Origin of the sequence: Fundidesulfovibrio putealis DSM 16056, assembly GCF_000429325.1 — a bacterium.
Classification (GTDB): Bacteria; Desulfobacterota; Desulfovibrionia; order Desulfovibrionales; family Desulfovibrionaceae; genus Fundidesulfovibrio; species Fundidesulfovibrio putealis.
Map to the genome: position 1 here is coordinate 158,746 of NZ_AUBQ01000014.1, position 25,741 is coordinate 184,486.

Genomic DNA, 25,741 nt, shown 5'->3' on the forward strand with positions numbered 1-25,741 from the left:
GGCCTTAGGCTCCCAGCATGTTCTTTTTTTTGAGCTTCTCGATGAGCGTGGTGCGCTTGATACCCAATATCTCGGCGGCCTGGTTCTTCACCCCGTCGGCCATGCCCAGCGCCTCGGTGAGCAGGCGCTCCTCGATCTCGTCCAGGAATTCCTTGAGGCCCATGTTGCGCTCCTTGAGGTCGGCGACCACAGGCCACACGAACCCGGCCGGGCGCGCCTGGGTGATCTCCGGCTGCGGCGGGGCCTGCCCCACTCCTTCCCAGACCTTCTTGGGCAGGTCCTCCGGGCGCACCTCGTCGTGGTCGCACAGGATGGACAGGCGCTCCATGAGGTTTTCCAGCTCACGCACGTTGCCGGGCCAGCCGTAGCGCAGGAACATGTCGCGCGTGGAGGGCGGAACCACCAGCACGGGGCGTTCCTTGTGCTCGCAGAAGCGGTGCAGGAAGGTGTCGGCCAGGATGAGGATGTCGTCGCCGCGTTCGCGCAGCGGCGGCAGATGCATGGGGATGACGTTCAGGCGGTAGAACAGGTCTTCGCGGAAGCGGCCGGCGGCCACTTCGGCCTCCAGGTCGCGGTTGGTGGCGGCCACGATGCGCACGTCCACCTTCATGGTGCGCGAGCCGCCCACCCGCTCGAACTCCTTTTCCTGGAGCACGCGCAGAATCTTGACCTGTAAGGACAGGTCCATCTCGCCTATTTCGTCAAGAAAGATGGTGCCGCCGTCGGCCAGTTCGAAGCGGCCTGCGCGGCTGCGGATGGCGTGGGTGAACGCGCCCTTCTCGTGCCCGAACAGCTCCGATTCCAGCAGTTCACGGGGGATGGCCCCGCAGTTCACGGGCACGAAAGGCTTGGAGTGGCGGCGGCTGTTGGCGTGCAAGGCCCGCACGAGCAGTTCCTTGCCCGTTCCCGATTCGCCCGTAACCAACACCGTGGAATCGGTGGGGGCCACCTTGGACAGCACGGAAAAGACGCTGGTCAGGGCTGGGCTTTTGCCGATGATGCCCACTGTGTTCAATACCATTCGGCCTCCGGGGTAGCCTCTTGCTTGGACCGAAGGTGTCAATGAAATGACGCGAAGTCAAGAGGAGAGGCGCAAATAGTGATGATCGGCGCGGTTTCGGGCCGGGGAAAACGTGCCTGAGAACAGGGGGGATCAGGTGGTCAGGCTGAGGATCGCCCCGGTGGTCTGCTCGATGGTGCGCACGGGCTGCTGGTTCAGCTGGAAGTTGCGCTCGAAAGCCTGGACGCCGTGCATCTCGCGGGCGATCTCCAGGTTGCCCCCCTGGTAGGGGTACTGCCAGGCGCGTTCCTGCACTTTCTGGTCGTTGGCGATGTCGTAGTGGATGGGGGGCATGTTCTGCCCGAAGGTGTAGGTGTGCTCCACCACGGCCTGCACCCGGAAAGGCCCGGCCTCGGCAGCGCTCGCCGGGGCCTGGGTCACGCCGTCCACCACGCGCCGCTCCGCCGCCAGGTTGTTCCCGGTGTTGGCGTAGAGCCCGAGGGCCTGAACGTTGGCGTCCACGATGTCGGTCATGGCTTGGCTCTCCTCACCTCATACTGTGAGCATTTCGGGGCATGCTGTCAACGTTCGTGGCAGTTGCCGTGCCCCTGTGCTTCAGGCTAAGCTCCCGGCGATGTCCGGACGAAACGCCATCCTGCTGACCCTGGCGGCCTGCCTGCTGGCGGCCTGCGCCCAGGAGCCGCCGCCCAGGCCGCAGCCCTGGGAGAACGCCCAGGCGGGCATCCGCTTTTACGTTGCCGTGGGGTTCGAGGTCCGCGAGACCACCGAAGAGGGCTGCCAGTTCGCTGTGGAGGCCTCCAAGGGGTCGGACCTGCGCTTTCGCATCTGCGTCAGCCCGCCGCGCCCGGAGATCCTGCTCACCCAGAACGACTTCGTGGCCTGCGAGAACGTGAAGCTGTACATAGAGCAGGCGCTCAAGGGCATCCGCCCCACCTGCAACCCCGGCAAGGCCGGGGACCTCTTCGCCTACGACGCCCTCTACGCCAGACGCCTCAAGGACGAGCACGGCAAGGTGCGCGTGCAGTTCGTGAACCACCTGTTCGTTCCGGCCAAAGGGAAGCTGGTGCAGGTGACGGCCAGCGCCATCGGCGACGACGACAAGCACGCCCAGGCCCTGTTCGAGCAGAACCGGGGCGCATTGTTCGCCATGATGTCGAGCGTGAGGATACGTTAGGCTTTGGTCCGCTCGATCCCGGCGAAGGCGCAGTGGTTGTGGATGGACTCGAAGCTCTCGGCCTCCACGGAGTACCAGACCACTCCGGCGTGTTCCTCAAGCGACTTGGCCATGCCCCGCACCACGTCCTCCACGAAGCAGGGGTTGGCGAAGGCCGCCTCGGTGACGAACTTCTCGTCCTCGCGCTTCAAAAGCGCATACACCGGCGACGATCCAGCCCCCTCGGCCATGGTGATGAGCTCCTCCAGCCACACGAAGCCCTTGAAGCGGCAACGCGCGCGCACCACCGTGCGCTGGCTGTGCGCGCCCTGGTCGCTGATGGCCAGCGAGCACGGGCACACGGTCATCACCGGCACTTCCACGCCCAGGGTGATGCGGAACTTGTCCCCGGTGAGGTCGCCCTGCACGGTGCAGGCGTAGTCCATCTGGGACATGGCCCCGCTGGCGGGCGAGGCCCGGCGCACGAAATAGGGGAACCGCACCGTGACGTGGGCGTTCTGGGCCTCCAGGCGCGTGCGCACCCCGGCCACCAGCTCGCGGAAGCCGTGATAATCCAGCTCGCCGTTCCAGCTCTCCAAAGCCTCCACGAAGCGCGACATGTGCGTGCCCTTGAACTCGGCGGGCAGGTCCACGGCCAGATCGACCTCGGCCACGGTGTTCTGGCGGCCCCGCTCGCGGTCGCGCACGGTCAGGGGCAGGCGCAGGGACTTGATGCCCACGCGGTCGATGGCGATGGAAACGTCGGAAGGCGATGATTGGATGTCTTTCATGATCTCGTGCTCACGGCGTGGGGCCGGGCGTTATGGTTTGTTGGCGTTGCTTGCGCGAAAGCCCAGGAAGATGGCGCGTTTGGGGCAGACGTCCGCGCACTCGCCGCACAGCACGCACTCAGGGTGGCGCATGTCGCCGCGCGCGGCCATGTCCGCAACGGGCAGGCTCATGGGGCAGGCCCGAGTGCAGGATGCACAGGCGTCGCAAGAGGCGCTCTCGGCGGCAAGGCGCAGCTGGGGCAGCCCCAGGCGCTCGCCCGCGCGCGTCCCCAGAATGAGAAACGGGGCCATCCAACACAGGCTGTGGCAGAAGCCGCGCCTGCCAAGGGCCAGCGCCTGCCAGACGATGAGCGCCAGCACAGTGAAATACGGGATGAACATCATGGGCCGGTCGATGCCGACCCAGGCCTTCATCATGAAGTCCGGCTCCAGGCGGAGGCCTGCCGGATTGGTGGCCACGGCCAGTCCGTAGCAGGTCAGGATGGCCATGAGCCAGGGAATCCAGAGGACCCACTTGACCTTGCCCGCCACCTGGCTGGTCACGGCGTCGGGGTTCACCGCCGCCAGTGGCTCCTGAAGCCCCGCGCCGGGGCAGACCCAGCCGCAGAAGCCACGCCCGAACAACAGCCCCGAGAGGAAAAGCGCCACGAAGGTGATGGCGCTTGCCGTCACCGCGCCCTTGATGGCTCCCTGAAGGATGACCACCGGGGAGAAATAGGTGAGTGTGAGCGGAAACAGCAGGAACGAGGCGAATATGATCGCCCGCCTGAGCCGCTGGCGTGGAGACATGGCGATGCGCAGGGGTTTCATGCGCGGGGTCCGCGCCTGCAATCGGCAACACCGAAAGAAATGAGCACTGCGTCGGTCATTGCCGCAAGGCCTTCCTTATACCAGTCCCTGTCCGGTGGTGGTCAACGTGAGCTTGCCGTGCTTCACGCCCTTGGTGGCGATAAGCCGGTCGGCCAGGCGCTTGATGGCGTCGCCAGCGCCCTTCAGAATCAGCACTTCCAGGCAGTTGTGGTGGTCCAGGTGCACGTGGACCGTGGTCAGGATCACGTCGTGCTCGTCGTGCTGGATTTCCACCAGCCGCTGAGACAGGTCGGAAAAGTGATGGTCGTACACCAGGGTCAGCACGGCGGCGATCTCCGCCCCGCCGACCTGCTGCTCCTTCTCCACCAGCACGCCCCGGATCAGGTCGCGGATGGCCTCGGAGCGGTTGGGGTAGCTGCGCTCCTCGCACAGGGCGTCGAACTTGTCCAAAAGGTCGGAATTGAGCGACACGCCGAATCGGATGGTCTTGCCCATGCGTTTATCCCCTTTTGCAGCGCCAGGAAACGGCGTCCCCTGCGCGGCCGGATCGTCGCGCGTTGCCTGAAGTGTTTACTCGCCCAGCGAGAGTTCCCACAAGTTGACCGTGACGTGGTAGCCTTCCACGGGCACGGGCTCGGTGAAGAGCTTTTGCACCCCGAAGCCGTCCTCGGCCAGGCGCTCCCAGACCGGGCGCGACACGCTGCGACGGGGTTCGGCCAGCCAGATGCGTCCGCCCGGAGCCAGATACTCCTTAAACAATTTCGTCAGCGGATGATAGAAGCGCGTTTCGTACACGATGTCGCCGCCCCACATGAAATCGAAGCTCTTCGGCTTGAAGGCCGGGGCGCACCAGTCCATCTGGGTCCACAGGGGCTGCGCAACACCGTTCAGCGCAGCGTTCTCGCGCGAAAAATACACGGCAGGCCACTGATGGTCCATGCCCACCACCTTCGCCCCCAGCGACTGGCCCACGATGCCCGTGAGCCCAAGCCCGCAGCCCACGTCCAGGCAGAAGCGCCCGCGCACCAGCTCCTGATTGCGCGAGAGCCAGCGGCACAGCAAAAGGCTCGCGGGCCACAGTTCCGCCCAATAGGGCATGCGCTCGTCCTCGCCGAACTCCTCGCGGCTCATGTTCTCCCAGATGGTTTCCAGGTCGCCGGTGCGGTTCAGAAGCCAGGTGCGGCCAAGCTCCTCGACATGCAGGCACTGCCTGGGTCCCTGGGTGTAGTCCGGGCTTGCGGGCTTGGATTGTTGGGATGTCTGGTGGGGGGCGGTCGCCAGGGTTCGCATGGGGCATATCCTCCGAAGGCGCTCCTGATACGCGCAAGCGTGCCCGCATGCAAGCTCGCGCATGAAGGAAAGCCTTGCCCCGTGCGGTCCTGGCGGGTAAAGTGCCCGCGTTTTCAGGCAGACAACTCGAGCGCAAGACAAGGAGCCATACATGTTTCCCACCGATCTGAAGTACACCCCCTCCCACGAATGGGCCAAAATCGAGGGCGACACCGCCACCGTGGGCATCACCAGCTTCGCCCAGGAGCAACTGGGCGACATCACCTTCGTGGACCTGCCCGCCGTGGGCTCCCAGGTGACCCAGGGCAGCGAATTCGGCTCCATCGAGTCCGTCAAGGCCGCAAGCGAGCTCTACTCCCCCGTGACCGGCGAGGTCATCGAGGTGAACGACGCGCTGGAAGCCAACCCGGAGCTGGTCAACCAGGAAGCCTTCGAGGGTGGCTGGATGATGAAGGTGAAGCTCTCCGCCGAGCCCCAGGGCCTGCTGGACGCCGCCGCCTACGAAAAAACCGCCGTATCCTGCCACTAGGCGAGGAGAACCGATGCCCTACGTTCCCCACACCACGGCGGACACGCGGGCCATGCTGGAGGTCGTCGGCGTGGACTCCGTGGAGGAGTTGTTCGCCGAGATCCCCCAGAGCCTGCGTCCCAAGAGCTTCGACCTGCCCGCCGGCATGTCCGAGATGGCCACCCGCGCCAAGCTCGAGGACCTGGCCTCGCGCAACTCCACCAACCTGGTGAGTTTCCTCGGCGCGGGCTTCTACGACCACTACGTGCCCTCGGCGGTGGACGCGCTCACCATGCGCGGCGAGTTCTACACCGCCTACACGCCCTACCAGCCCGAGGCCAGCCAGGGCACGCTCCAGGCCATCTACGAGTACCAGACCGCAGTCACGCGCCTTCTGGGCATGGACTGCTCCAACGCGTCGGTCTACGACGGCGGCACCGCCATCTATGAAGCGGTCATGATGGCCGTTCGCCAGACCAAGCGCGTGAGGGTTGTCATCTCCGAGACGGTGAACCCCATCTACCGCATCCTGCTCGGCACCTACACGGTGAACCTGAAGCTTGAGCTAGTCACCGTGCCCCATGTGGACGGCGCGACCGACTTCGCGGCCATGGAAAAGGCCGTGGACAAGGACACCGCCTGCGTGGTGGTGCAGAGCCCCAACTTCTTCGGCTGCGTGGAGGACGCCTCCGCGCTGTTCGCCGCCGCCAAGGCCCAGGGCGCTGTGAACATCATCAGCGCCTACCCGGTGATGGCCAGCGTCATCAAGACCCCCGGCGCCATGGGCGCGGACATCGCCGTGGCCGAGGGCCAGAGCCTGGGCCTGCCCATGAGCTTCGGCGGGCCGTACCTGGGCATCATGACCTGCACCAAGGCCCTGGTCCGCCAGATGCCGGGGCGCATCGTGGGCCGCACCACCGACTCGCAGGGCCGCACCGGCTACGTGCTCACACTGCAAGCCCGCGAACAGCACATCCGCCGCCAGAAGGCCACCTCCAACATCTGCTCCAACCAGGCCCTGTGCGCCCTGCGCTGCCTGGCGCACCTGTGCCTTTTGGGCGAGGAAGGGCTTCGCCGCACGGCCAGCGCCTCCATCGGCAACGCGCGTTACGCCGCCGGAAAGCTCGCCAAGATCCCTGGCGTCACCGTTTTGAACAACGGCCCCGTGGGCAACGAGTTCGCCATCCGCCTGCCCCGCCCCGCCCAGGACGTCTGCCTGGCCATGATCGGCCGCGGCTACGTGCCGGGCTTCCCGCTGGGACGCTACTACCCCGGCCTGGAGGACTGCCTGCTGGTGACCTGCACCGAGAAGCACTCCCGCCGCGACATCGACATACTGGCCGCATGGCTGGAGGACGAACTATGAGCACCGTGTTCACCAAATCCGCGCCCGGCCGCGAGGGCGTCTGGCCCAAGCAGCCGGAACACGACCTCTCCGACCTGCTGCCCGCAGGGCTGACCCGCGAGGTCCCCGCCGGACTGCCCTCTCTCTCGGAGTTGGACGTGGTGCGCCACTTCAGCCTGCTCTCGCGCAAGAACTTCGGGGTGGACTCCAACTTCTACCCGCTGGGTTCCTGCACCATGAAATACAACCCCAAGTTCTGCGAAGACATCGCCGGACTGCCGGGATTTGCCCGCCTGCACCCCCTGCTGCCCCAGTTGCCGCGCGGCGACGAGCTGACCCAGGGCGCGCTCGAGGTGATGTACGAGTCCGAGCGCTGGCTGGCCGAGATCACCGGCATGCACGACTTCACCCTGCACCCCATGGCCGGGGCGCACGGCGAACTGACCGGCGTTCTCATCATGGCGGCCTACCACGCGGACAAGGGCAACAAGAAGACCAAGATCATCTGCCCCGACTCCGCCCACGGCACCAACCCCGCCTCCGCCGCCATCGCCGGATACGAGGTGGTGTCCATCGCCTCCAAGGACGGCATCGTGGACCCCGACGCCCTGGCCGAAGTGCTGGACGACGAGGTCGCGGGCATGATGATGACCTGCCCCAACACCCTTGGCCTGTTCGAGAAGAACCTGCCAAAAATCGTCGAGATGCTGCGCTCCGTGGACGCCCTGCTCTACTACGACGGCGCGAACCTGAACGCGGTCATGGGCAAGATGCGCGTGGGCGACGCCGGGTTCGACGTGGTGCACCTGAACCTGCACAAGACCTTCGCCACGCCCCACGGCGGCGGCGGTCCCGGCTCCGGCCCCGTGGGCGTGTGCGAGAAACTCGCGCCCTACCTGCCCATCTCGCGCGTGGTGAAGGACCCCTCGGGGCGCTTCCACCTGCGCTACGACTACCCCAAGTCCATCGGCTACGTGGCCCCCTTCTACGGCAACTTCGGCGTGGTGCTCAAAGCCTACGCCTACATGCTGCGCCTGGGCCGCGAGGGCCTTATAAAGGTCAGCGAGAACGCCGTGCTCGCCGCCAACTACATGCGCAAGCGCCTGGACGACGTGCTGGAGGTCCCCTACGACCGCGTCTGCATGCACGAGTTCGTGGCCTCCGCCGAGAAGCAGTCGCACAAGGGCGTGCGCGCCCTGGACATCGCCAAGGCGCTCCTGGACAAGGGCTACCACGCCCCCACGGTCTACTTCCCGCTCATCGTCAAGGAATGCCTGATGTTCGAGCCCACGGAGACCGAATCCAAGGAGACCCTGGACCAGTTCGTGGACGACCTGCGCGACATCCTGGCCCTGGCCGAAACCGACCCGGCGGCAGTGCAGGCCGCGCCGGTGACGCTGCCCGTCACCCGCCTGGACGAGACCGCCGCCGCGCGCAACATGCACATCACCGAAGACATGTAACGGATAGATTGGATACGGGCCTGCCAGCCCCCCGCAAAGCCGCCGCCCCGCGTGAGAGACGCAGGGCGGCGGTTTTTGTTGGGAATTGCAGAGAGGGCAAGTGGGGCTTCGCCCCAGACCCCACCAGGGCTCCGCCCTGGACCCGCCAGGGGGATGATCCCCCTGGACCCTCAGTGGGCTTCGCGGGGTATGGGGAAATAAGTAGCTGCGCCCGAATATGGACTTATCGTGCACCTATGAGCGAGGCAGGAGGAGGATCACTGCTGGTTGCGGTGTTCCTGAAGTTCCACGTAGCGCTCCAGCACGTTGTTGATACGGGTCTGGTAGCCAGGGCCTTGCTTCTTGAAATAATCGACGACCCGCTGGTTCAGGCGGATGCTGATGGACTGCTTTTGCATGGGATGTTCGACCCTGGTGGCGTGAAGCCAGAACGCCTCGTCCGTGGGCAAAGCGTCGGGGTCGTCCAGGAAGTTGCGCTGGACTTCCTCCTCGCTCATGCGCTTCACGCGCTCCAGGTCAGATTTTAGCTTCCGCTTCATACACTCTCCGCTCCTTCAGGTTCGCCCGCCGAAGCGAGATAACCCGGATGACGTCGCCTCGCATCACGTAGACGAGAAATACGATGGTGTCCGCCAGGCAGCCGAGGGCGGCGTAACGCGTCTCGCCGTAGTCCCTGCGGTCGTCCACGGCTATCACCATGGGCTGCTCGAACACCGCCCAGGCGTCATCCAGCCACAGCCCGTGCTTGCCATGATTCGCCCGGTTCTGCGCCTCGTCCCAGTCGATGCGCATGGAGCAGACGTATATACGAATGTCCATACTGTCAAATGCACGCGAAGAGGCTGGCAGACGGGGGCTCCGCTCAAGCCCCGCCGGATTCTGCCCGGAACCGGCAGGGCTGTGCCTTAACCTGTCAGGGGTCCAGGGGGATGATCCCCCTGGACCCTCAATCAGCTTCGCGCCGGATGTGGACGAAGCGGCTCAGCGCAGATAGCCGCCTCCTGCTTCCGTTTGCAGATCAACGATGAGGTTTTGAAGACTGTGGGCCTGTCCGACTAGTTCCGACACCGCCTTGGACGCCTCGTTCATGACCTGCGACGTCTCGGCGGAGATGGCGCTGACCTGTTCGATGGAGCGGCTGATCTCCTCGGTCGCTGCGGACTGTTCTTCCGACGCGGTGGCGATGGACCGGACCTGGTCCGAGGAGAGGTCCACCAGGGACACGATTTCAACAAGCGCGTCGCCCGATTTGATGACCAACTCGTTGGCCTGGTCGATACGGGCCACCGCCCGGTCGACCCCTTCCATGCTTTTGCGTGTCCCGGCCTGGATGGCCTCGATGGAGTCCCCCACTTCCTTGGTGGCTATCATGGTCTTCTCGGCCAGCTTGCGCACCTCGTCCGCAACAACGGCAAAGCCGCGTCCGGCATCCCCGGCGCGGGCCGCCTCGATGGCGGCGTTCAGCGCCAGAAGGTTCGTCTGGTCGGCTATGTCGGAAATGACGTTCAGGACATTCCCGATGCCCTCCGCCTGCTTGCCAAGCGAGGCCATGTCGCTCCTGAGTTCAAGGGCGGAAGACTGAACCTCCCCGATCCCCTTCACTGCCTGAGTGACGACCTGGGACCCGTCCTGGGCCTTGCGCCTGGCCTTGTCCGCAGTCTCGGCCGCGTGGGAGGCGCTTCTGGCCACTTCGAGAACCGTCGCGTTCATCTCCTCCATGGCGGTGGCTGTCTCGGCCACTCTGTGCGCCTGGGCCTCCGCTCCCCGGCTGGACTGGTCTATCTGCCCCGACAGGTGATCCGATGCAGCCCCCACGACCTCCACGATGCTCTCCAGGCGCCCCGATGCTTGCAGCATCCCCTCGCTTTTGGCTTTCTCCGCCAGCCTGATCGCCGCCTCGGCCTCCTGCCTGGCCGCTTCGGCGGCTGCGGCCTTCTGGTGCGCCTCATCGGTCTTGGCGTTGATCTTCTCGATGTTGCCGCTCAGGGTCGCGGCCATTTTGTTCAGGGCCTTGGAGAGTTTCGACGCTTCGTCCCGGCCGGACTCATCAAGCTTCACGGCGTAATCGCCGCCTGCCACCTGCTCGGCTGCCGCCGTGGCCTGGGCGAATGGCCGGGTGATGCTGCGCACCACCAGCACCGTCGCGGGCAGCACGATCAGCAGCAGCGCGGCAACGACGCTGACGAGAACGGTTGTCGTGTTGCTGCGTATCACGCTGGTTATGATGCCGCCGATACGGGCTTTTTCCTCGTCGATGTTGTCTATGTATACCCCGGACGCGATCCAGTATGGCGTTCCGGGAATATATGCTGCGAAGGACAGCTTGGGCTGGTCCCCTTTCCCCGGCTTGGCGAAGACGTACTGGATGAACCCTCCGCCCTGCTTGGCTTTCTGCTCCATCTCCCTGGTGAAGTACACGCCCTGCTTGTCTTTCACTTCGCCCATATCCTTGCCGATCAGAGCTGCGTTTATCGGGTGCGCCTTGACCGTGGTTCCCTCGATCACCAAGAAATAGCCGGATTGGTCCTGTTCGTACCGGAATGACGAGATGGCCTTGCGCAGGAAATCAAGTTGCTTGTCCTTGGGGACGTCCTGCAACAGCTGCCCCAATGTTTCTGCCGCAGCTCTCGTGGCGACATCGATCTTGGATTTCTGGGCGTCAAGCATCATCACGCCAACTTCAGACAATATCAGGCTGCGTATGCGGTCAGCTCCAAAGAGAAAGCCTCCCACTGTCGCCATCAGAAAGATCGCCAACCCAAGGAGTGACAGATAAATACGCGTGGAAATGGACAACCTGCGAAGCATGCAAAACCCTCCAGAGCATGGTGTGACGTATCTCATATGCAAACAACGACGAATATCATTCCCAAACAACCAGGCGAGAGCTCTCTATACAGTTGAACGTTGAACACACGGCAAGAACACGCCCCGGTTACCGCAGGGCTCTCTTTTCTGAAGGTCTGGACAGACGCCCCTTACTCGTACTGCGGTACGTACACGTGCGAGCGCACAAACGCTTCCACGTCCTTTGGGCGTTCCACCCCTGCCAGGCCGGAGTCGAACACCAGGGTCGCCACGCGCGCCGCCGTCTTGAGTTCCGTCTCCAGGATGTTGGACTGGAGCGGGTACAAGAGTCCCTGCTCCAGTTGCTCCCCCGACACCTGATCGGCCACGCCGCGCGCCGCTTCGATGAACATCTGGTCGGTCACGCGTTTGGCCCGGGTGGCGTAGATGGCCATGCCCACTGCCGGAAAGATGTAGAAGTTGTTGGCCTGGCCGGGCAGGAGGGTCTTGCCGCAGTAGGACACCGGCGCGAACTGCACCCCGGCGGCGTACAGGGCCTTGCCGCCGCTCCAGGTGTAGGCCTGCTCGGCGGTGCACTCGGCCTTGTCGGTGGGGTTGGAGAGCGCCAGGATCACGGGCCGCTCGTTCACGCGGCTCATGGCCTCCACCACCTGCTTGTTGAAGGCCCCGCCCGTGGTGCTGACGCCGATGATGGTGGTGGGCTTGAAGTCGTCCACGGCCTTGGCGAAGTCGCTGAGCTTCATGGGCGCGTGAGGGTGCGCGTAGGGCAGCTGGAAATCCGCCAGATCGGTGCGCGACGGCTCCAGCAGGCCATTCACGTCGAACATGTGGATGCGCGCCTGGGCTTCCTTGAGCGTCAGCCCCTCTTCCACCAGGGCCGAGCACAGCAGGTTGCTGAGGCCTATTCCGGCAGAGCCAGCCCCCAGGAACAGATAGGACTCGTCCTTGAGCTTCGTTCCCTTGACCTTGCAGACGTTTATCATGCCCGCCAGGGTGATGCCCGCCGTGCCCTGCACGTCGTCATTGTAGCAGCAGCACTTCTCGCGGTAGCGCGCCAGCAGATGCATGGCGTCCACGCCGGTCCAGTCCTCGAAGTGGATGCAGCAGTCCGGGAAGACCTCCTGCACGGCCTCCACGAACTCGTCCACGAAGGAGAAGAGCTCTTCGGTTTTGGGGCGGGGGCGGCGCATGCCCAGATAGAGCGGGTCGTTCAGGAGCGACTCGTTGTTGGTCCCGGCGTCCAGGTACATGGGCAGCATGCCGCCGGGCGGCACGCCTGCGGCGGCGGTGTAGAGCTGCAACTTGCCGATGGGGATGCCCATGCCGTTGGCCCCCAGGTCGCCAAGCCCCAGGATGCGCCCGCCGTCGGTGACGCAGATGAAGCGCACGTCCTTCACGGGCCAGTTGCGCAGCACCTCGCGCACGTGGCCGCGCCGGTCCATGGACAGGTACATGCCGCGCGGCTGGCGGTAGATGTGCCCGAACTTCAGGCAGGCTTCGCCGATGGTGGGGTCGTACACGATGGGCAGGAAGCGGGCCGGGTCGGACATGATGGTCTTGTAGAAGAGCGTCTCGTTGTGGTCGAGCAGGTTCATCAGGTAGATGTAGCGGTCCAGGTCGGTGGCCTTGTGCCCCAACTGCATGATAACGCGCTGAAGCTGCGTGTCGATGGATTCCACCACGTCGGGCACCAGGCCGGTCAGGCCGTAGGTCTGCTTCTCCTGTTCGCTGAAGGCCGTGGACTTGTTCAGTGCGGGATCGCCCAGCAGTTCCTTGCCGCGCTTCGTGATCATGGGCATGTATTCTCTCCGGCTTGTGTACGTTGCATTCTTGTGATTTGGCGAGGCTAACTCTCCTGCGCCACGTAGGGGTGCGTCATCTTGGAGGGCACCACGATCCTGTCGAACTCTTCGGCGGTGACGAATTTCAGTTCCAGCGCCGCCTCGCGCAGTGTCAGGTCGTGCTCCAGGGCGTGATGCGCTATCCTGGAGGCCTTGTCGTAGCCGATCACCGGTGAAAGCGCCGTGACCAGCATGAGAGAACGGCCCACGAACTCGCTTATGCGCTTCACGTTGGGCTGCATGCCGTCCACCAGATACTTCCTGAAGTTGTTCATGCAGTCCGACATCACCCGGATGGACTTCATCACGTTGAAGATGATGAGCGGCTTGTACACGTTCATCTCCAGGTAGCCGCCCGCCCCGCCCAGGCCCACGGCCACGTCGGCGGCCATCACCTGCGCGGCGGCCATGGCCATGGCCTCGCACTGGGTGGGGTTCACCTTGCCGGGCATGATGGAGGAGCCGGGCTCGTTGGAGGGGATGATGAGCTCGTAAAATCCGGCGCGCGGCCCGCAGGAGAGCAGGCGGATGTCGTTGGCGATCTTGTAGAGCGACACGGCCAGGGTCTTGAGCGCACCCGAGAGGTGCACCAGCGCGTCGTGCGAGCCCTGCACCGTGAACCTGTTGGGCGCGCAGGCGAAGGGAAGGCCGGTGAGCGCGGCGATGCGGGCCACGGCGGCCTCGGCGAACCCGACAGGCGCGTTGATGCCGGTGCCCACGGCGGTGCCGCCCAGGGCCAGTCGGCAGGCCCCGCGCATGACCTCGTTCAGGCGCTCCAGGTTGTCGTCCAGAAGGCCCACGTAGCCGGAGAACTCCTGCCCGAGCGTCAGCGGCGTGGCGTCCTGCATGTGGGTGCGCCCGATCTTCACGATGTCCTTCCAGGCCTCGACCTTGGCGGCCAACCCGTCGCGCAGGTTCGTAACCGCCGGGATGAGCGTGCCGGAAACGCCCACGGCGGCTGCTATGCACATGGCCGAAGGAAAATTGTCGTTGGAGGACTGGGACATGTTCACGTGGTCGTTCGGGTGCACGGGAGTCTTGGAGCCGAGCGGTGTTGCGGCCAGTTGGCAGCAGCGGTTGGAGATGACCTCGTTGACGTTCATGTTGAACTGGGTGCCGCTGCCGGTCATCCACACGTGCAGCGGGAACATGTCGTCGTGCTTGTGGGCGAGGATCTCGTCACAGACGGTTTCGATCATGGCCGCGATGTCCCCGGAGAGGCGTCCCAGGGAGAGGTTGGCCTGGGCCGAGCCCTTTTTCAGCACCGCGTAGGACGCGATCATCTCGCGCGGCATCAGGTCGTCACCGATGCTGAAGTGTTCGAGCGAGCGCTGGGTCTGCGCGCCCCAGAGCTTGCCTTCGGGAACCTGGACGTCGCCAAGGCTGTCTGATTCCGTGCGGTAATCCATGTGCTGTCACTCCTTGTGTCGCACGCGCCGCCGGGACGCCCGGCCAGGGTCTCGCCCACGGTGGCTTCGTTGCTGATGCGCGGCTTACTGAATCAGAAATACCTCCCGCCGCCTGCCGACGGGCGCATTCGAGTGCCGCTGCTCGCCCGGAAAAGGGATTCTAGCTTCAATTGGTACTTCAGCGGACGGTTCATTGCAAGGAATCGATCATTTTTTGCATCCTGTTTTCATGACAGGGCGCTTGGCCATGCGTGCGCCGGGGGCTCTCTTCACGATTTCTCTTGCCTTTGGCCCCGCCTCCAATCTACCAAGGCAGTTGGCATTAATATTCCTCCATACACCTCAATACAAAGCGAACGCCATGGCATCCGATCTTCTCATCGTCGGCGGCGGCCCTGCCGGTTACGACGCGGCTCTTGCAGCCGCCAAACGCGGCATCTCCACCACCCTCCTCGAAAAGGAACATTTGGGCGGCTCCTGCCTGAACTGGGGCTGCATCCCCACCAAGTTCCTGCTGGCCGCCGTGGCCCCCAAGGCCGAACTGGAAGGCCAGGAGAAGATGAAGACCGGCTCCGGCCAGTTTTTCGTGGACCTGCCAGCCCTGGTGGACCGCAAGAAGCGCCATCTGGAGGCCACCCGCAAGGCCATGGCCGCCGAACTTACCAAGCTCGGGGTGGAGTTCATCCACGGCGAGCTCAAGATGATCGGGGCCGCGCGTTCCGTCATCGAGGTGGACGGAGAGCCCAAGACCATCGACCACAAGCGCTGCATCCTGGCCACGGGCAGCCGCCCTGCCTGGCACCCAGGCCTCAAGGCCGACCACGACTGCGTGCTCAACTCCGGCGACATCCTGGGCCTGCGCGAAATCCCCAAGCACCTGCTGGTGGTGGGCGCGGGTTTCATCGGGCTTGAGCTGGCGCAGTTCTTCTCGCGCGCCGGGTCCAAGATCACCCTGGTGGAGGTCGCGCCGCGCATCGCCCCCTCCGAGGACGAGGAGATCAGCAAGGCCCTGGCCCAGAGCTTCAAGCGCATGGGCTGGGACATGCACGTGGGCGTCACCATTTCCAAGCTGGAATCCGTGGACGGACAGGCCAGCCTGAGTCTGGGCGACGGACGTGTGCTCACGGCGGACAAGTGCCTGCTGGCAGTCGGCCGCCTGCCCAACTCGCGAAACCTCATGCTGGAAATGCTTGGGGCCGAGGTGAAAGGCACGGCGGGTTGGATTCATACCGACGAGCACCTGCTGGCCACGCCCACGGTGTACGCCGTGGGCGACGTGAACGGCCGCACCCTGCTGGCCCACGCCGCCGCGCACCAGGGCGAATGGGCCGTGCGCCACTTCGCTGGCGAGGAAAAGACTCCCTACGAGCCCGGCCCAATCCCCGGCTGCATGTACGGCGCGCCCGAGACCATGCGCGTGGGCCTGATGCAGGCCGAGGCCCTGGCCAAGGGCATGGACGTGACCGTGAGCCGCTCCCAGCTGGTGGCCAACCCCATCGCCCAGGCGCACGGCGCCACGGGGGGCTTGGTCAAGTGCGTATGGAGCGAAGGCAGGCTGGTGGGCGTCACGGCAGTGGGCCACGGCGTCGCCTCGCTGGCCACGCTGTCCACCGTGATGGTGTCCCAGGGCTGGACCAGGAAGCAGTGCGGCGAGATGATCTTCCCGCACCCCACCCTGGACGAGGCCTTGCGCTCCGCCTTGCTGAATCCGGCGGCGTAAACATTTCATGAGCGGGGTTGTTCGCACCGCCTGCACCCGCCACTGCGGCGACGGTTGCGCCCTGTTGGTCGCAGTGCGCCCGGACGGGTCGCTCTCCGTGCGGGGCAATCCGGAGCATCCCTTCACGCGCGGTTTCCTGTGCGCCAAGACCGCCCGCTTCGGCGAGCGGCTCGCCAGTCCCCGGCGCATCACCACGCCGCTCATCCGGGAAGACGGCGAGTTCCGCAAGGCATCCTGGGACGAGGCCCTGGGCCTTATCGCCGCGCAGATCACACGCCTTCGCAAAACACCGGAGCGCATGCTCCACGTCTTCTACTACGCCTCCTTCGGCCTCCTGCATCAGGCCAGCAAGCTGCTGTTCGGAACACTCGGCGCGTCGGCCTTTTCCGGTTCACCGTGCCTCTCCGCCGGAGTCGAGGCCCTGAAGCGCGACTTCGGAGCCGTGCGCCAGGGTCCTCTCACTGACGCGGCCACCGCTGACCGCATCGTGAACTGGGGCCGCAACGCCGACGCCCAGTCCGTGCATCTGGCGGCCATGCTCTCAAAGGCCCGCAAGCGCGGCGCGCGCGTGCTCTCCATCCATCCCGGCGACCCCGGCTACGACGGTCTCTGCGACGAACAGATCATCATCCGGCCCGGCACGGACCGCTTCCTGGCGGCGGCTGCGGCCAAGCTTCTGCTGGAGCGCGGGCTCTCGGCCTATGCCCGGAAAGCACTGTCGCGCTGCTTCGAACCTCAGGCGTTTCTTGAACTTCTGGACGGCTGGAGCCTGGACTCGCTGCTGGACGCCTGCGGCGCAAGCCCGGAGCAGGCCCGCCTGCTGGCCGACTGGTATGCGGAAGATGCCCCAACGGCCACGCTCATCGGGCGCGGCCTGCAACGCTACGCCTTCGGCGGCGAGAACGTTCGCTTCATCGACGCCCTGGCCATGCTCTCCGGCCAGATCGGGCGCAAGGGCGCTGGCGTCTTCTTCAAGCAGGGGGACCTGGGCAACGCCGCCTGGGGCTGGACCCAGGCCAAGCCCGGCTACGCGCGCACCTTCCCCCTGGCGTCCCTGGCCGCAAACGTGGCCCTGGCCGACCCGCCCGTGGAGTTCGTCTGGGTGGAGGGCATGAATCTGGTGACGCAGTGCCCCGACAGCCTGGCCACCGCGCAGATGCTGCGCTCGCGCTTCACCGTGGTGGTGGAGCCCTTCATGACCGACACCGCGCGCTGCGCCACGGTCATCCTGCCCCCGGCGCTGCTGTTCGAGTGCGAGGACGTGGTCAGGAACGACTCCCACGAGTACGTGAACCACTCGGCCCAGGTGCTCGCCCCGCGCGGACAGGCCCGCAGCAATTTCCACATCGCTGCCTCGCTTGGGGCCATGCTTGCGCCGCCGGTTGTCTATCCCGACCCGGAAGAGGTCATGGACGCGGCCCTGCGCAAGGGCAAGCTGAAGGCCTCGCTTGCCGATCTTCGCGAGAAGGGCTGGCTGGGCGGGCCCGTGCCGTCAACGCCCTGGGCGGACGGCGTGTTCGCGCACCCCGACGGGCTGTACCGGCTGCCCGACGCGCTGCACTTGGGCGCGCCCGCGCCGGACGGGTTCCCCCTGCGTCTCTTGAGCTTCGTGCAAAAGGACCACCTGCTCTCGCAGGTTCCGGAGGACGAGCAGGAGTCGCCCCCGCGCGTGTTCGTGTCGTCCGGCTGCCCGGCCCTGGCCGGGCTGGACCAAACACGCCCCGCCCTGCTTGAGACCGCGCTCGGCTCCATGACCGTGCGGGTGGAAATCCTCGATACGCTGCACCCCGAGGCCGTGCTCTACCCGCGCGGCGACTGGCTCTCGCGCGGCGGTTGCGTCAACCGCCTGATCGCCGGACGCGAGACCGACATGGGGGCGCAGGTGGCCTACTACGAACAAAGGGCGAGGCTTGTAAGCGCCCCGCCCTCCGCCGTCTGATTCTCTCTCCGGTTACAGCCCCGGCACCGGGAACGTCAGGCACATGGCCTCCACTTCCCGGCGGATGTCCGCACGCAGCGCCGCGTCCTCCGGTTTTCCGAGCACCGCCAGCATCCACCCGGCCAGCCGCTCCATCTCGCGTTCCTTCATGCCCCGTGTGGTAGCCGCCGGGGTGCCGATGCGTATGCCGCTGGGACGCAGGGGCGGGTTGGGGTCGTCCGGGATGATCTGCTTGTTGGTGGTGATGCCCACCTCGTCCAAAAGCTCCTCCGCCACCCGGCCGTCCAGGCCGAAGCTGGCCTGGGTGTTCATCACCAGCATGTGGTTGTCCGTGCCGCCGGTCACCAGCTGCGCGCCGCCGCTGGTCAGCGCCCCGGCAAAGGCCTGCGTGTTCAGGAGCACCTGGGCAGCGTAGTCGCGAAATTCAGGCGTCAGGGCCTTGCCCATGGTGATGGCGATGCCCGCGATCACGTTCATGTGCGGGCCGCCCTGCAAGCCCGGAAACACCGACTTGTCGATGCGCGCCGCCAGCTCCTTGCGGCACAGGATCATGCCGCCGCGCGGGCCGCGCAGCGACTTGTGCGAAGTGGTGGTCATCACGTCGAAGCCGTGGTCCATGGGGTTCTTCATCACCCCGCCCGCCACCAGCCCGGCGTAGTGCGAGGCGTCGCACATGGTGTACGCGCCCACTTCGTCGGCAACGGCCTTGAAGGCCGCGTAATCCAGGTCGCGCGGGTAGGACGTGTAGCCGCACAGCACCAGCTTGGGCTTGTGTTCGCGGGCCAGTTCCCGCACCGCGTCGAAATCGATGGCTCCGTCGGTCGCCCCGGTCTTGTAGCGCACGAAGTTGAAGAGCCGCCCCATGTGCGACACCGGAGCGCCGTGCGTCAGGTGGCCGCCGTGGGACAGGTCCATGGCCAGGATGGTGTCCCCCAGCTCCAAAAGGCCCAGATACACGGCCTGGTTCATGGGCGAGCCGGACAGGGGCTGCACGTTGGCGTGCTCGCTGCGAAACACCTGGCAGGCCCGCTCGCGCGCAAGAATCTCCACGCGGTCGGTGAACTCCTGGCCGCCGTAGTAACGCCTGCCGGGGTAGCCCTCGGAGTACTTGTTGGTGAACACGCTGCCCAGAACGGCCAGCACTTCGGGATAGGTGTAGTTCTCGGACGGGATCAGCTCCACGCCGAGGCGCTGGCGGTTTTCCTCGCCGGTCAGCGTTGCGAAGACGTCGGGGTCGGATTTTTCGAGCAGGTCACGATGGGCGCGCATGGGCTCCTCCTGGATCAGGAAGGTTGGCATCATCTGTTGACGATGCAGCCCAGGCGAGCGGCTTGACGGAATTTCGCGCTTCCCCGTGGTTGCCCACGTTTCTCGCCAGTCACGCGAAACGGATGGTTCGGACGGGAGGCATGTAGCGCGGCGCATGAGGAAAGGTCAAGAGGCGGCGGAGTTGACCGAGGGGCAGGGCTACGCTAGGCCACCGGGGCGGAAGAGTAAGATGCCTCCGGCGGCCAAAGGAACTTCGTTCCTTTGGAATCCTAAGTAGCTTCGTGGGTTTCAGCGAGAGTATGCAGTTTGAGAGAGGAGTCTGTAGTGGGAATTGGAGCTTTCAGGGCAACGGCGGACATCGTATTGGCGTCAGGGTCGCCCAGGAGAAAAGAGCTGCTCGGGTCCACGGGCGTGGAGTTCAGGATCGTGATCTCCGGCGTGGACGAGCCCGCCGCCGACGCGGGCGAGACGCCCGGCGGCTACGCTCTGCGCATGGCCCGCATGAAGACCCTGGACGTGGCTGCCACGTGTGGGGGAGCGTACGTTCTGGGCGCGGACACCGTGGTGGCCGTGGGGGACTTCATCCTGGGCAAGCCCGTGGATGTGGACGATGCCAGGCGCATGCTGAGCATGCTCTCCGGGCGCGAACACACCGTGGTCACGGCCTGTTGTCTGATTGGACCAGAGGGCGAGACCGTCTGGGAAGAGGCGTTATCCTCCAAAGTGACCTTCGCCACACTGACCGAAGAGGCCATCGCCGCCTACGTGGCCACCGGCGAGCCCATGGACAAGGCGGGCGGCTACGCCATCCAGGGCCTGGGGGCGTTCATGATCGCCCGCGTGGAGGGGTCGTATACGAATGTTGTCGGGTTGCCGCTGGCGGAAGTGGTGGACGTCTTGAAGCGTAACGGGGTTATTGTTCCGGTAACCGTCTAGACTGGCACGGCATTGCCCGCTTGACGGTATCCTGTTGATGCATGATGCTCGCGGAGTGCGAAATTCCCCGGACGGAGGGCGGAACGTGGAAGAAGCTGGAACGGACAAGAAGGTCGACGTCCTCATCAACGTCTGCGGCAAGCCCTACCAGACCGCCCTGGCGCTCCTCACGCTGGAGCGCGCAAGCGGCCACCGCATCGACCGCATCTATTTCGTCGAAGAAAACACCCAGCACCACAACGTGGACATCCACACCGGGCACCACGGCTTCGTCCTGGACAGGCTGAAGGACAAGATCGTCTACCTGCGCCCCGAAACCTGGAACTACTGTTTCTCCATCGAGCTGGACCGTCTGGGCGACGAGCAGTACCGCCACTCCGTGCGCTACCAGTACGGCTGGGAGAAGTCGGACAAGGACCACGTCCTCATCATCCACAACGACGCGCACTTCCACGGCGACGTGGTCGGGGCAATGCTGGACAACATCGGCGGGCACATCGCCATCGGGCACGTGGGGCAGTGCTGGTACTGCCCGGCGTCGTTCACCGGCAAATGCGGGCCGGACAGCTACCTGGAATACAAGCCGTCGTTCCGCGAACTGCGCGACCTCTACACCAAGACGCGCGCGCCCGAGGGCTCGCTCATGCGGGCCTACCACCTGCCGCGCATGCACCCCATGTTCGAGAAGCAGCCCTGGCCGCTGCCCGAGTGCCGGGTGAACGAGTGGTGCGCGCTCATCGACATGAAGAAGGCGCGGGGCATCACCGTGCCGCACGGGCGCGTCACCCCCTTCGGGGCCATCCTGTCCGTTGGCAAGCAGATACTCGACGTGGGATGCCAGTGGTTCCGCGACGTGCACGTGCGCGGCCACACCTGCAAGAACTTCGACATCTACAAATACATGCACCACGACGTCCCGCCCACCGGGCAGCCGACGCTCCTGGACAAGGAGCGCTATCAGCAGCGGGAGATCGAGGCGCTGGCGCGGCTCCGGGAGGAGTTCGGCCACCCCTGACCCGGTCACACCAACACTCTCTTCAACAGAGCGAATCACACACATGCATGCGACACTGGGCCGCGCAGGCCGCGAAGACTTCCAGGCCTTGGCCGAGCTATGGGAGGCATCCGTCAGGGCGACCCACTCGTTCTTGAGCGAAGAGGACATCCGCTTCTTCAAGCCATTGATGGTCGAGTCGTATCTTCCGGCGGTCGAACTGCATTGCGCGCGGGACGAATCCGGCATCATTGTGGGATTCATAGGCACTGCCGGGAACAAGATCGAGATGCTGTTCGTCGCGCCGGAGCATTTCGGCAAGGGAATCGGCAAGCTGCTGCTGAGCCATGCGGTCAACGATCTCAGGGCGACCGCAGTCGACGTCAATGAGCAGAACCCTTCCGCGTTGGGCTTCTATGAGCATCTCGGCTTCGTGATCACAGGACGTTCCCCCGTTGACGGGGCAGGAAAGCCCTACCCCCTCTTGCACATGCGTCTGCCCTGAGTACCAACCACTTACTGGAGCCTTACCATGACCCTCATCGACCGCATCGCCACCAATTTCGCGTCGCTCGGCCCTGTCGGCAAGCTCCCCGTGTCCGGCACCTGGGGCTCCGCCGTGGCCGCCCTGGCCGCGCCCGTTCTCTTCATGCCCGCGCCGTTCGCCGTGCGCCTGACCATGCTCGTGCTGGTCTTCATCGGCGGCGGCCTGGCCTGCGACATCGTTGAAAAGAATCTCTGCCGCAAGGACCCCGGCCTGTGCGTCATCGACGAGGTGCTGGGCCAGTGGACCACCTTCCTGTTCTTCCCGGTGCTCACGCCCTGGCAGATGTTCTGGGGATTCGTGCTGTTCCGCGCCTTCGACATCCTGAAGCCCGCGCCGGTGCGCGCCTCGGAGTGCTGGATGCCCGGCGGGTTCGGCGTGATGCTCGACGACTTCCTGGCAGGCATCTACGCGGCCATCGCGCTCGGCGTGCTGATCGCCCTGACCTAAGGCAGAATATGCCTCCGGCGGGCAAAGGGCTCCGCCCTCTGCACACCCTCTCCGCTTCGCGTATTGACTGGAATTATTGAGACTATACGTCCGAACGGACACAAGCGAGAAGAAGCGCCGCCATCAGGTGCGGCGTTTCTTCTCTCGTTCTTTGGCATCCTCGAAATTGAGGCGCAACTGACTCTTTTTTTTCTCTCTGGTCTGGAAAGTCAGCCGGGCTCCCAGATAGAAGCAGACCAGAATGACGATTCCCCAGATAATGTAGGCGCTCACTGCTTTCTTCCTTGCAAATCCCTGTCAGGCCTTGGCTGTATGGTCCTTTCCCGCAAGCCGGTCAAGCGTTGCGGCGCGGATGCCAAAGAAAAGGGCGCGGAGGATGCCCGCGCCCGTTTTCCAAATATCCGGGTCAGGCCAGGATTATTCGCAGACGCCGCTCTTGCGGGCGTTCTCCGAGAGTTCGCAGTCGCCTTTCTCGCAGGCGGTCTTGAAGTCGGCGCACATTTTGTCGGGCTGGTTGATCTTCAGATACGCCGAGCCCCGTCCCTTGTAGACTTCAGCGTCGGAATATCCCATTTGGATGGCCTTGTCGTAATCCTGGATCGCTTTGGTGAAACTGCCGAGCTTGTAGTACGTATGCCCGCGCATCACCACGGCCAGGGAGTCCTGGGCGTTCAGGGAAATGGACTTGTTGTAGTCGTCCATGGCCTTGTCCAGATGGTTCAGCATGAAGTTGGCGTGGCCGCGCCCGGCATAAAAGCTGGAGTTCTTTGGTTCGAGCTTGATGGCCTGGTCGAACTGCTCCAGGGCGTTGGCGTAGTTGTTCTGGCGACCCAGATCCATGCCTTTCTCGTAAGCTTCCTGGGCGGGGCTTGCGTTCCCCTCGCGAAGCGGCGCGGACGCAGCGGCGGCGGCTCCGGCCCCTGCGGCGGCTGCCGCTGCCGGGGAGGTGGTGCGGATGGCTTCGTTGGCCTTGCGCTCGGCCTCGGCGTTGGACTGCACCACCGCCGGATGCTTCTTGCTCTTCTTGGGCTCTTTTTTCGATTTTGAGGACTTTGATGATTTCGAGGACCCGGAGTCGCTGCCCTTCGAAGAGGACTTGCCTGAATGAGCGGCCTTCGCGTCGTTCTTGCCGGATGCGGACTTGGTATCCGGAGCCTTTTTGGAGCTCTCGGACTTGGAGGACTTCGAGTCGGATTTAGAGGTGGTTTTCTCAGTGGTTTTCGAACCTTTCTGTTCCTTCTTGACGGGTTCCGCCAAGGATACGGCAACATTCAGGCTCAGGGACAGGGCCGTGATCGTTATGAAGAAAAATAAGTATATTCGATACATAATAGATTCCGCTGGTCCTTTACGGGCAGTGGGCCACGGGATGCAGGCGGGACAGTAGCCCCTTCAATGGGACGCGGCAAGGGGCGCAGCCGCCCCAAATGATGAAGAAAAGTTCATGTACCCGGCGTAAGGCTCTGGCAGGCGGCACAGAATGTGGACGTCCGGCCCGCCACCTTTTCCACGCGAAGCGTCCGTCCGCAGGCAACGCAGGGTTGCCCGCCGCGCCCGTAAACCTGGAAGGTCCATTGGAAGGAACCTTCCACACCTTCGGCGGTCCGGTAGTCGCGGATGGTGCTGCCCCCGGACTCGATGGCGCGGCAGAGAACATCCTGAACCGCCGCAAACAGCGTGTCCAGTCGGGTGGGCGGGATGTCCACGGCACGGGCGTCCGGCCTGATCCCGGCGGCGAAGAGGGCCTCGTCCGCGTAGATGTTGCCGATGCCCGCGACCACCTCCTGGTTCAGCAGGAGCGCCTTGATGCGCCCGCCGCGCCCGGCCAGCGCCGATCGGAAATCCTGGGCGCTCATGCACAGTGGCTCGGGGCCAAGGCGGCGGTAGAAGTCCCAGCTTTCGATCGCGCCTGGAGCGAAACCACGGCAGGAGCCGAAGCGGCGGGTGTCGATGAAGTGCAGGGCGCGCCCGTCTTCCAGTTCGAGGAGCACGCGCAGATGAGGTTCGGGACGCTCGCCCGGCCGGGTGACGAAAAGACGCCCGGTCATCTTCAGGTGGAAGGCGATGATGCCCCCGCCCTCGACCTCCACCAGACAGAGCTTGGCCCGACGGTACACCCGCGTGACCACGCGCCCGACGAACAGTTCGCGGAACGTTTCGGGATCGCCGGGAAAGACCAGCCTGTCCAGCACGGCAAGGCCGGTGATGCGCCGTCCGCTCAGCAGGGGGTCGAGCCCCCTGGCGATTGTCTCGACTTCGGGAAGCTCGGGCATCAGGAGCCTGAACGGATATCCGGCAGGGGCACCAGGAGCGTTTCGGGGCGACCGTCGCGCAGGATCTCCAGGCGCAACGTCCCGCCCTCCTCCGTGGCGCGCATGGTGGCCGAGTGCAGGTCCGAGAGGGCCTTCACCTCGGCGCCCTGGGCTTTCACGAACACGTCGCCGGGTTTAAGCCCAGCGGTTTCGGCCCTGGAGCCGGCTTCCACCGCAACCACGGTGACCGCCGAGTTCTTGGTCTCCAGGGTCAGCCCGAGCCGTGGGCGCTTCACCTCGGGGCAGTAGAAGAACATGTCGGCCTGGGAAGGATCGGGAGCCTGTCCGCCGCGCCAGGGCATAAGCAGGAGGCGCTGCCCGGTGGGGTCGAACACGGCCAGCCGGGAGGCGATGCCCCAGCCGTTCTCCACGTGTCCGCCGCCCGCGATGACGGCCACGGGACGACGGGTGGCGACCCGCGTTTCCACGGCGCGCCGGGCCATGGCGGTGTCCCACAGGGCCTGCACGGTGATGAAGCTCTCCCAGGCGGCCTTGCGATCCTTGGGCTTGCCGAAGGGATGGGAGTCGAACACGGAGCGCAGGAATTCCTCCTGCGCCTTGGGTACCGGGATGATCTTGGAGGGCAGGCCGAGGCGCTCTTCCATGGTGAGGCCCTTGAGCCCCACCCGCCCGACCTTGCGGGCCACGTCTCGGGGGACGTTCAGGGCGTAGAGCGGCAGCTCGAACCTGCGGGCGGTCTCGAAAATGGGTCGGTAGATCTCGAAGGGGAATCCCCAGGTCTGGCTCCAGCGCAAACGCTCTTCCAGCTCGTCCAGGCCGATGATGCCCTTGTTGAACAGGTCGAGGATGGGTTGGGCGTCCAGGCTGACCATCTCCAGCCCAACGGCCGGAGGCATGCCGGCCTGGACCATGAGGGCCAGCACCTGGGCCTGCATCTGGTGGTCGCAGGCGCTGGTGTGGGCCTCGCCGATGAGCACGTAGGCGGCCTTGACGGCCTGCGCGCCCACCCAGGCGGGTTCGATCACCTGTTGGGCGGAGTCCAGGAACTGGCCGGGGGCCAGGGTCGCCTGCCCCTGGGGGGCGAGGGAGGGAGACGGCGCGGACACGTCGCTATAGCGCTTGCACGCCGGAAGGGCGAGAACGATGGCCGCCCAGAGGGCGGCCATCATGAGAGTTC

At 65.0% G+C, this 25,741-nt stretch carries 26 protein-coding genes and 1 riboswitch; of the genes, 10 read left to right on the plus strand and 16 right to left on the minus strand.

The window, feature by feature from the left end; genetic code table 11:
* Window positions 1–4: 4 nt before the first annotated feature.
* Window positions 5–1,021, minus strand: coding sequence for a sigma-54 interaction domain-containing protein (locus G453_RS0112095; protein ID WP_027191284.1), 1,017 nt, complete (start codon window positions 1,019–1,021; stop codon window positions 5–7).
* 132 nt (window positions 1,022–1,153) lie between these two features.
* A complete protein-coding gene (locus G453_RS0112100) occupies window positions 1,154–1,534 on the minus strand; it encodes a hypothetical protein (protein ID WP_027191285.1) in 381 nt (126 codons plus the stop codon).
* Between the two features lie 100 nt (window positions 1,535–1,634).
* On the opposite strand from G453_RS0112100, the gene G453_RS26330 reads away from it, so the two are divergent.
* A complete protein-coding gene (locus G453_RS26330) occupies window positions 1,635–2,195 on the plus strand; it encodes a hypothetical protein (RefSeq protein WP_051272362.1) in 561 nt (186 codons plus the stop codon).
* On the opposite strand, the gene folE2 is transcribed toward G453_RS26330, so the two are convergent.
* From folE2 to G453_RS0112125, 4 genes are all read right to left on the minus strand, one after another.
* Window positions 2,192–2,965 carry a GTP cyclohydrolase FolE2 gene (gene folE2 / locus G453_RS0112110; protein WP_027191286.1) on the minus strand — a complete coding sequence of 258 codons (774 nt, stop codon included), beginning with the start codon at window positions 2,963–2,965 and terminating at the stop codon, window positions 2,192–2,194. The genes G453_RS26330 and folE2 overlap by 4 nt on opposite strands.
* A 30-nt stretch (window positions 2,966–2,995) precedes the next feature.
* A complete protein-coding gene (locus G453_RS0112115) occupies window positions 2,996–3,775 on the minus strand; it encodes a 4Fe-4S binding protein (RefSeq protein WP_027191287.1) in 780 nt (259 codons plus the stop codon).
* 75 nt (window positions 3,776–3,850) lie between these two features.
* Window positions 3,851–4,270: a nickel-responsive transcriptional regulator NikR gene (gene nikR, locus G453_RS0112120; RefSeq protein ID WP_027191288.1), complete on the minus strand. Its 420-nt coding sequence runs from the start codon at window positions 4,268–4,270 to the stop codon at window positions 3,851–3,853.
* 75 nt (window positions 4,271–4,345) lie between these two features.
* On the minus strand, window positions 4,346–5,065 hold the full coding sequence (locus G453_RS0112125; protein ID WP_084502281.1) for a class I SAM-dependent methyltransferase: 720 nt from the start codon (window positions 5,063–5,065) through the stop codon (window positions 4,346–4,348).
* Window positions 5,066–5,216: 151 nt separating this feature from the next.
* Between G453_RS0112125 and gcvH the strand changes: the two genes are divergently transcribed.
* From gcvH to gcvPB, 3 genes are read left to right on the plus strand one after another with little or no spacing between them, the layout of a single operon-like run.
* The gene (gcvH, locus tag G453_RS0112130; RefSeq protein WP_027191290.1) at window positions 5,217–5,594 is read left to right on the plus strand and encodes a glycine cleavage system protein GcvH; all 378 of its coding nucleotides are present in this window, start codon (window positions 5,217–5,219) and stop codon (window positions 5,592–5,594) included.
* A gap of 13 nt (window positions 5,595–5,607) precedes the next feature.
* On the plus strand, window positions 5,608–6,939 hold the full coding sequence (gcvPA, locus tag G453_RS0112135; protein ID WP_027191291.1) for an aminomethyl-transferring glycine dehydrogenase subunit GcvPA: 1,332 nt from the start codon (window positions 5,608–5,610) through the stop codon (window positions 6,937–6,939).
* On the plus strand, window positions 6,936–8,381 hold the full coding sequence (gcvPB, locus tag G453_RS0112140) for an aminomethyl-transferring glycine dehydrogenase subunit GcvPB (protein ID WP_027191292.1): 1,446 nt from the start codon (window positions 6,936–6,938) through the stop codon (window positions 8,379–8,381). Before gcvPA ends, gcvPB begins: the two co-directional genes overlap by 4 nt.
* Window positions 8,382–8,638: 257 nt before the next feature.
* On the opposite strand, the gene G453_RS0112145 is transcribed toward gcvPB, so the two are convergent.
* The 5 genes from G453_RS0112145 to G453_RS0112165 form a co-directional block, all read right to left on the minus strand.
* A complete protein-coding gene (locus tag G453_RS0112145) occupies window positions 8,639–8,920 on the minus strand; it encodes a BrnA antitoxin family protein (RefSeq protein ID WP_027191293.1) in 282 nt (93 codons plus the stop codon).
* Complete coding sequence (locus G453_RS0112150; protein ID WP_051272363.1) at window positions 8,898–9,200, minus strand: BrnT family toxin; 303 nt, start codon at window positions 9,198–9,200, stop codon at window positions 8,898–8,900. The genes G453_RS0112145 and G453_RS0112150 overlap by 23 nt, the downstream gene beginning before the upstream one ends.
* Window positions 9,201–9,362: 162 nt before the next feature.
* Window positions 9,363–11,051: a methyl-accepting chemotaxis protein gene (locus G453_RS0112155; protein WP_051272364.1), complete on the minus strand. Its 1,689-nt coding sequence runs from the start codon at window positions 11,049–11,051 to the stop codon at window positions 9,363–9,365.
* A gap of 308 nt (window positions 11,052–11,359) precedes the next feature.
* On the minus strand, window positions 11,360–12,988 hold the full coding sequence (locus G453_RS0112160; RefSeq protein WP_027191296.1) for an NAD-dependent malic enzyme: 1,629 nt from the start codon (window positions 12,986–12,988) through the stop codon (window positions 11,360–11,362).
* Between the two features lie 47 nt (window positions 12,989–13,035).
* Entirely contained in the window at window positions 13,036–14,439 is a 1,404-nt protein-coding gene (locus G453_RS0112165; protein WP_027191297.1) for a class II fumarate hydratase, read from the minus strand.
* Window positions 14,440–14,800: 361 nt separating this feature from the next.
* Between G453_RS0112165 and G453_RS0112170 the strand changes: the two genes are divergently transcribed.
* The gene (locus G453_RS0112170; RefSeq protein ID WP_027191298.1) at window positions 14,801–16,159 is read left to right on the plus strand and encodes a dihydrolipoyl dehydrogenase family protein; all 1,359 of its coding nucleotides are present in this window, start codon (window positions 14,801–14,803) and stop codon (window positions 16,157–16,159) included.
* A gap of 7 nt (window positions 16,160–16,166) precedes the next feature.
* A complete protein-coding gene (locus tag G453_RS0112175) occupies window positions 16,167–18,098 on the plus strand; it encodes a molybdopterin-dependent oxidoreductase (protein WP_027191299.1) in 1,932 nt (643 codons plus the stop codon).
* Window positions 18,099–18,110: 12 nt separating this feature from the next.
* Here the strand turns inward: G453_RS0112175 and G453_RS0112180 are convergent, their stop codons facing one another.
* Entirely contained in the window at window positions 18,111–19,367 is a 1,257-nt protein-coding gene (locus G453_RS0112180) for a serine hydroxymethyltransferase (protein ID WP_027191300.1), read from the minus strand.
* Between the two features lie 40 nt (window positions 19,368–19,407).
* Window positions 19,408–19,490: riboswitch (ZMP/ZTP riboswitch) on the minus strand.
* A 201-nt stretch (window positions 19,491–19,691) separates the two neighbouring features.
* Between G453_RS0112180 and G453_RS0112185 the strand changes: the two genes are divergently transcribed.
* From G453_RS0112185 to G453_RS0112200, 4 genes are all read left to right on the plus strand, one after another.
* Entirely contained in the window at window positions 19,692–20,303 is a 612-nt protein-coding gene (locus tag G453_RS0112185) for a Maf family protein (RefSeq protein WP_027191301.1), read from the plus strand.
* Between the two features lie 85 nt (window positions 20,304–20,388).
* Entirely contained in the window at window positions 20,389–21,318 is a 930-nt protein-coding gene (locus tag G453_RS0112190; RefSeq protein WP_027191302.1) for a hypothetical protein, read from the plus strand.
* A gap of 43 nt (window positions 21,319–21,361) precedes the next feature.
* Complete coding sequence (locus G453_RS0112195) at window positions 21,362–21,802, plus strand: acetyltransferase (protein WP_043645567.1); 441 nt, start codon at window positions 21,362–21,364, stop codon at window positions 21,800–21,802.
* Window positions 21,803–21,829: 27 nt separating this feature from the next.
* Window positions 21,830–22,291, plus strand: a complete 462-nt coding sequence (locus tag G453_RS0112200) for a phosphatidylglycerophosphatase A family protein (RefSeq protein WP_027191304.1) — start codon at window positions 21,830–21,832, stop codon at window positions 22,289–22,291.
* A gap of 123 nt (window positions 22,292–22,414) precedes the next feature.
* Here G453_RS0112200 and G453_RS27955 read toward each other — a convergent pair whose 3' ends face one another.
* From G453_RS27955 to G453_RS23745, 4 genes are all read right to left on the minus strand, one after another.
* Window positions 22,415–22,564, minus strand: a complete 150-nt coding sequence (locus G453_RS27955; protein WP_156920899.1) for a hypothetical protein — start codon at window positions 22,562–22,564, stop codon at window positions 22,415–22,417.
* Between the two features lie 144 nt (window positions 22,565–22,708).
* The gene (locus G453_RS26335) at window positions 22,709–23,620 is read right to left on the minus strand and encodes a tetratricopeptide repeat protein (protein WP_051272365.1); all 912 of its coding nucleotides are present in this window, start codon (window positions 23,618–23,620) and stop codon (window positions 22,709–22,711) included.
* Window positions 23,621–23,733: 113 nt separating this feature from the next.
* Complete coding sequence (mutM, locus tag G453_RS0112215; protein ID WP_027191305.1) at window positions 23,734–24,564, minus strand: bifunctional DNA-formamidopyrimidine glycosylase/DNA-(apurinic or apyrimidinic site) lyase; 831 nt, start codon at window positions 24,562–24,564, stop codon at window positions 23,734–23,736.
* Window positions 24,564–25,733, minus strand: coding sequence for a ChaN family lipoprotein (locus tag G453_RS23745; RefSeq protein ID WP_051272366.1), 1,170 nt, complete (start codon window positions 25,731–25,733; stop codon window positions 24,564–24,566). The genes mutM and G453_RS23745 overlap by 1 nt, the downstream gene beginning before the upstream one ends.
* Between the last annotated feature and the right edge of the window lie 8 nt (window positions 25,734–25,741).

Excerpts from the sequence above, each read along its gene's own strand:
- G453_RS0112095 (WP_027191284.1), bottom strand. The coding sequence starts at position 1,021 with ATGGTATTGAACACAGTGGGCATCATCGGCAAAAGCCCAGCCCTGACC.
- G453_RS0112100 (WP_027191285.1), bottom strand. The coding sequence starts at position 1,534 with ATGACCGACATCGTGGACGCCAACGTTCAGGCCCTCGGGCTCTACGCC.
- G453_RS26330 (WP_051272362.1), top strand. The coding sequence starts at position 1,635 with ATGTCCGGACGAAACGCCATCCTGCTGACCCTGGCGGCCTGCCTGCTG.
- folE2 (WP_027191286.1), bottom strand. The coding sequence starts at position 2,965 with ATGAAAGACATCCAATCATCGCCTTCCGACGTTTCCATCGCCATCGAC.
- G453_RS0112115 (WP_027191287.1), bottom strand. The coding sequence starts at position 3,775 with ATGAAACCCCTGCGCATCGCCATGTCTCCACGCCAGCGGCTCAGGCGG.
- nikR (WP_027191288.1), bottom strand. The coding sequence starts at position 4,270 with ATGGGCAAGACCATCCGATTCGGCGTGTCGCTCAATTCCGACCTTTTG.
- G453_RS0112125 (WP_084502281.1), bottom strand. The coding sequence starts at position 5,065 with ATGCGAACCCTGGCGACCGCCCCCCACCAGACATCCCAACAATCCAAG.
- gcvH (WP_027191290.1), top strand. The coding sequence starts at position 5,217 with ATGTTTCCCACCGATCTGAAGTACACCCCCTCCCACGAATGGGCCAAA.
- gcvPA (WP_027191291.1), top strand. The coding sequence starts at position 5,608 with ATGCCCTACGTTCCCCACACCACGGCGGACACGCGGGCCATGCTGGAG.
- gcvPB (WP_027191292.1), top strand. The coding sequence starts at position 6,936 with ATGAGCACCGTGTTCACCAAATCCGCGCCCGGCCGCGAGGGCGTCTGG.
- G453_RS0112145 (WP_027191293.1), bottom strand. The coding sequence starts at position 8,920 with ATGAAGCGGAAGCTAAAATCTGACCTGGAGCGCGTGAAGCGCATGAGC.
- G453_RS0112150 (WP_051272363.1), bottom strand. The coding sequence starts at position 9,200 with ATGGACATTCGTATATACGTCTGCTCCATGCGCATCGACTGGGACGAG.
- G453_RS0112155 (WP_051272364.1), bottom strand. The coding sequence starts at position 11,051 with ATGATGCTTGACGCCCAGAAATCCAAGATCGATGTCGCCACGAGAGCT.
- G453_RS0112160 (WP_027191296.1), bottom strand. The coding sequence starts at position 12,988 with ATGCCCATGATCACGAAGCGCGGCAAGGAACTGCTGGGCGATCCCGCA.
- G453_RS0112165 (WP_027191297.1), bottom strand. The coding sequence starts at position 14,439 with ATGGATTACCGCACGGAATCAGACAGCCTTGGCGACGTCCAGGTTCCC.
- G453_RS0112170 (WP_027191298.1), top strand. The coding sequence starts at position 14,801 with ATGGCATCCGATCTTCTCATCGTCGGCGGCGGCCCTGCCGGTTACGAC.
- G453_RS0112175 (WP_027191299.1), top strand. The coding sequence starts at position 16,167 with ATGAGCGGGGTTGTTCGCACCGCCTGCACCCGCCACTGCGGCGACGGT.
- G453_RS0112180 (WP_027191300.1), bottom strand. The coding sequence starts at position 19,367 with ATGCGCGCCCATCGTGACCTGCTCGAAAAATCCGACCCCGACGTCTTC.
- G453_RS0112195 (WP_043645567.1), top strand. The coding sequence starts at position 21,362 with ATGCATGCGACACTGGGCCGCGCAGGCCGCGAAGACTTCCAGGCCTTG.
- G453_RS0112200 (WP_027191304.1), top strand. The coding sequence starts at position 21,830 with ATGACCCTCATCGACCGCATCGCCACCAATTTCGCGTCGCTCGGCCCT.
- G453_RS26335 (WP_051272365.1), bottom strand. The coding sequence starts at position 23,620 with ATGTATCGAATATACTTATTTTTCTTCATAACGATCACGGCCCTGTCC.
- mutM (WP_027191305.1), bottom strand. The coding sequence starts at position 24,564 with ATGCCCGAGCTTCCCGAAGTCGAGACAATCGCCAGGGGGCTCGACCCC.
- G453_RS23745 (WP_051272366.1), bottom strand. The coding sequence starts at position 25,733 with ATGATGGCCGCCCTCTGGGCGGCCATCGTTCTCGCCCTTCCGGCGTGC.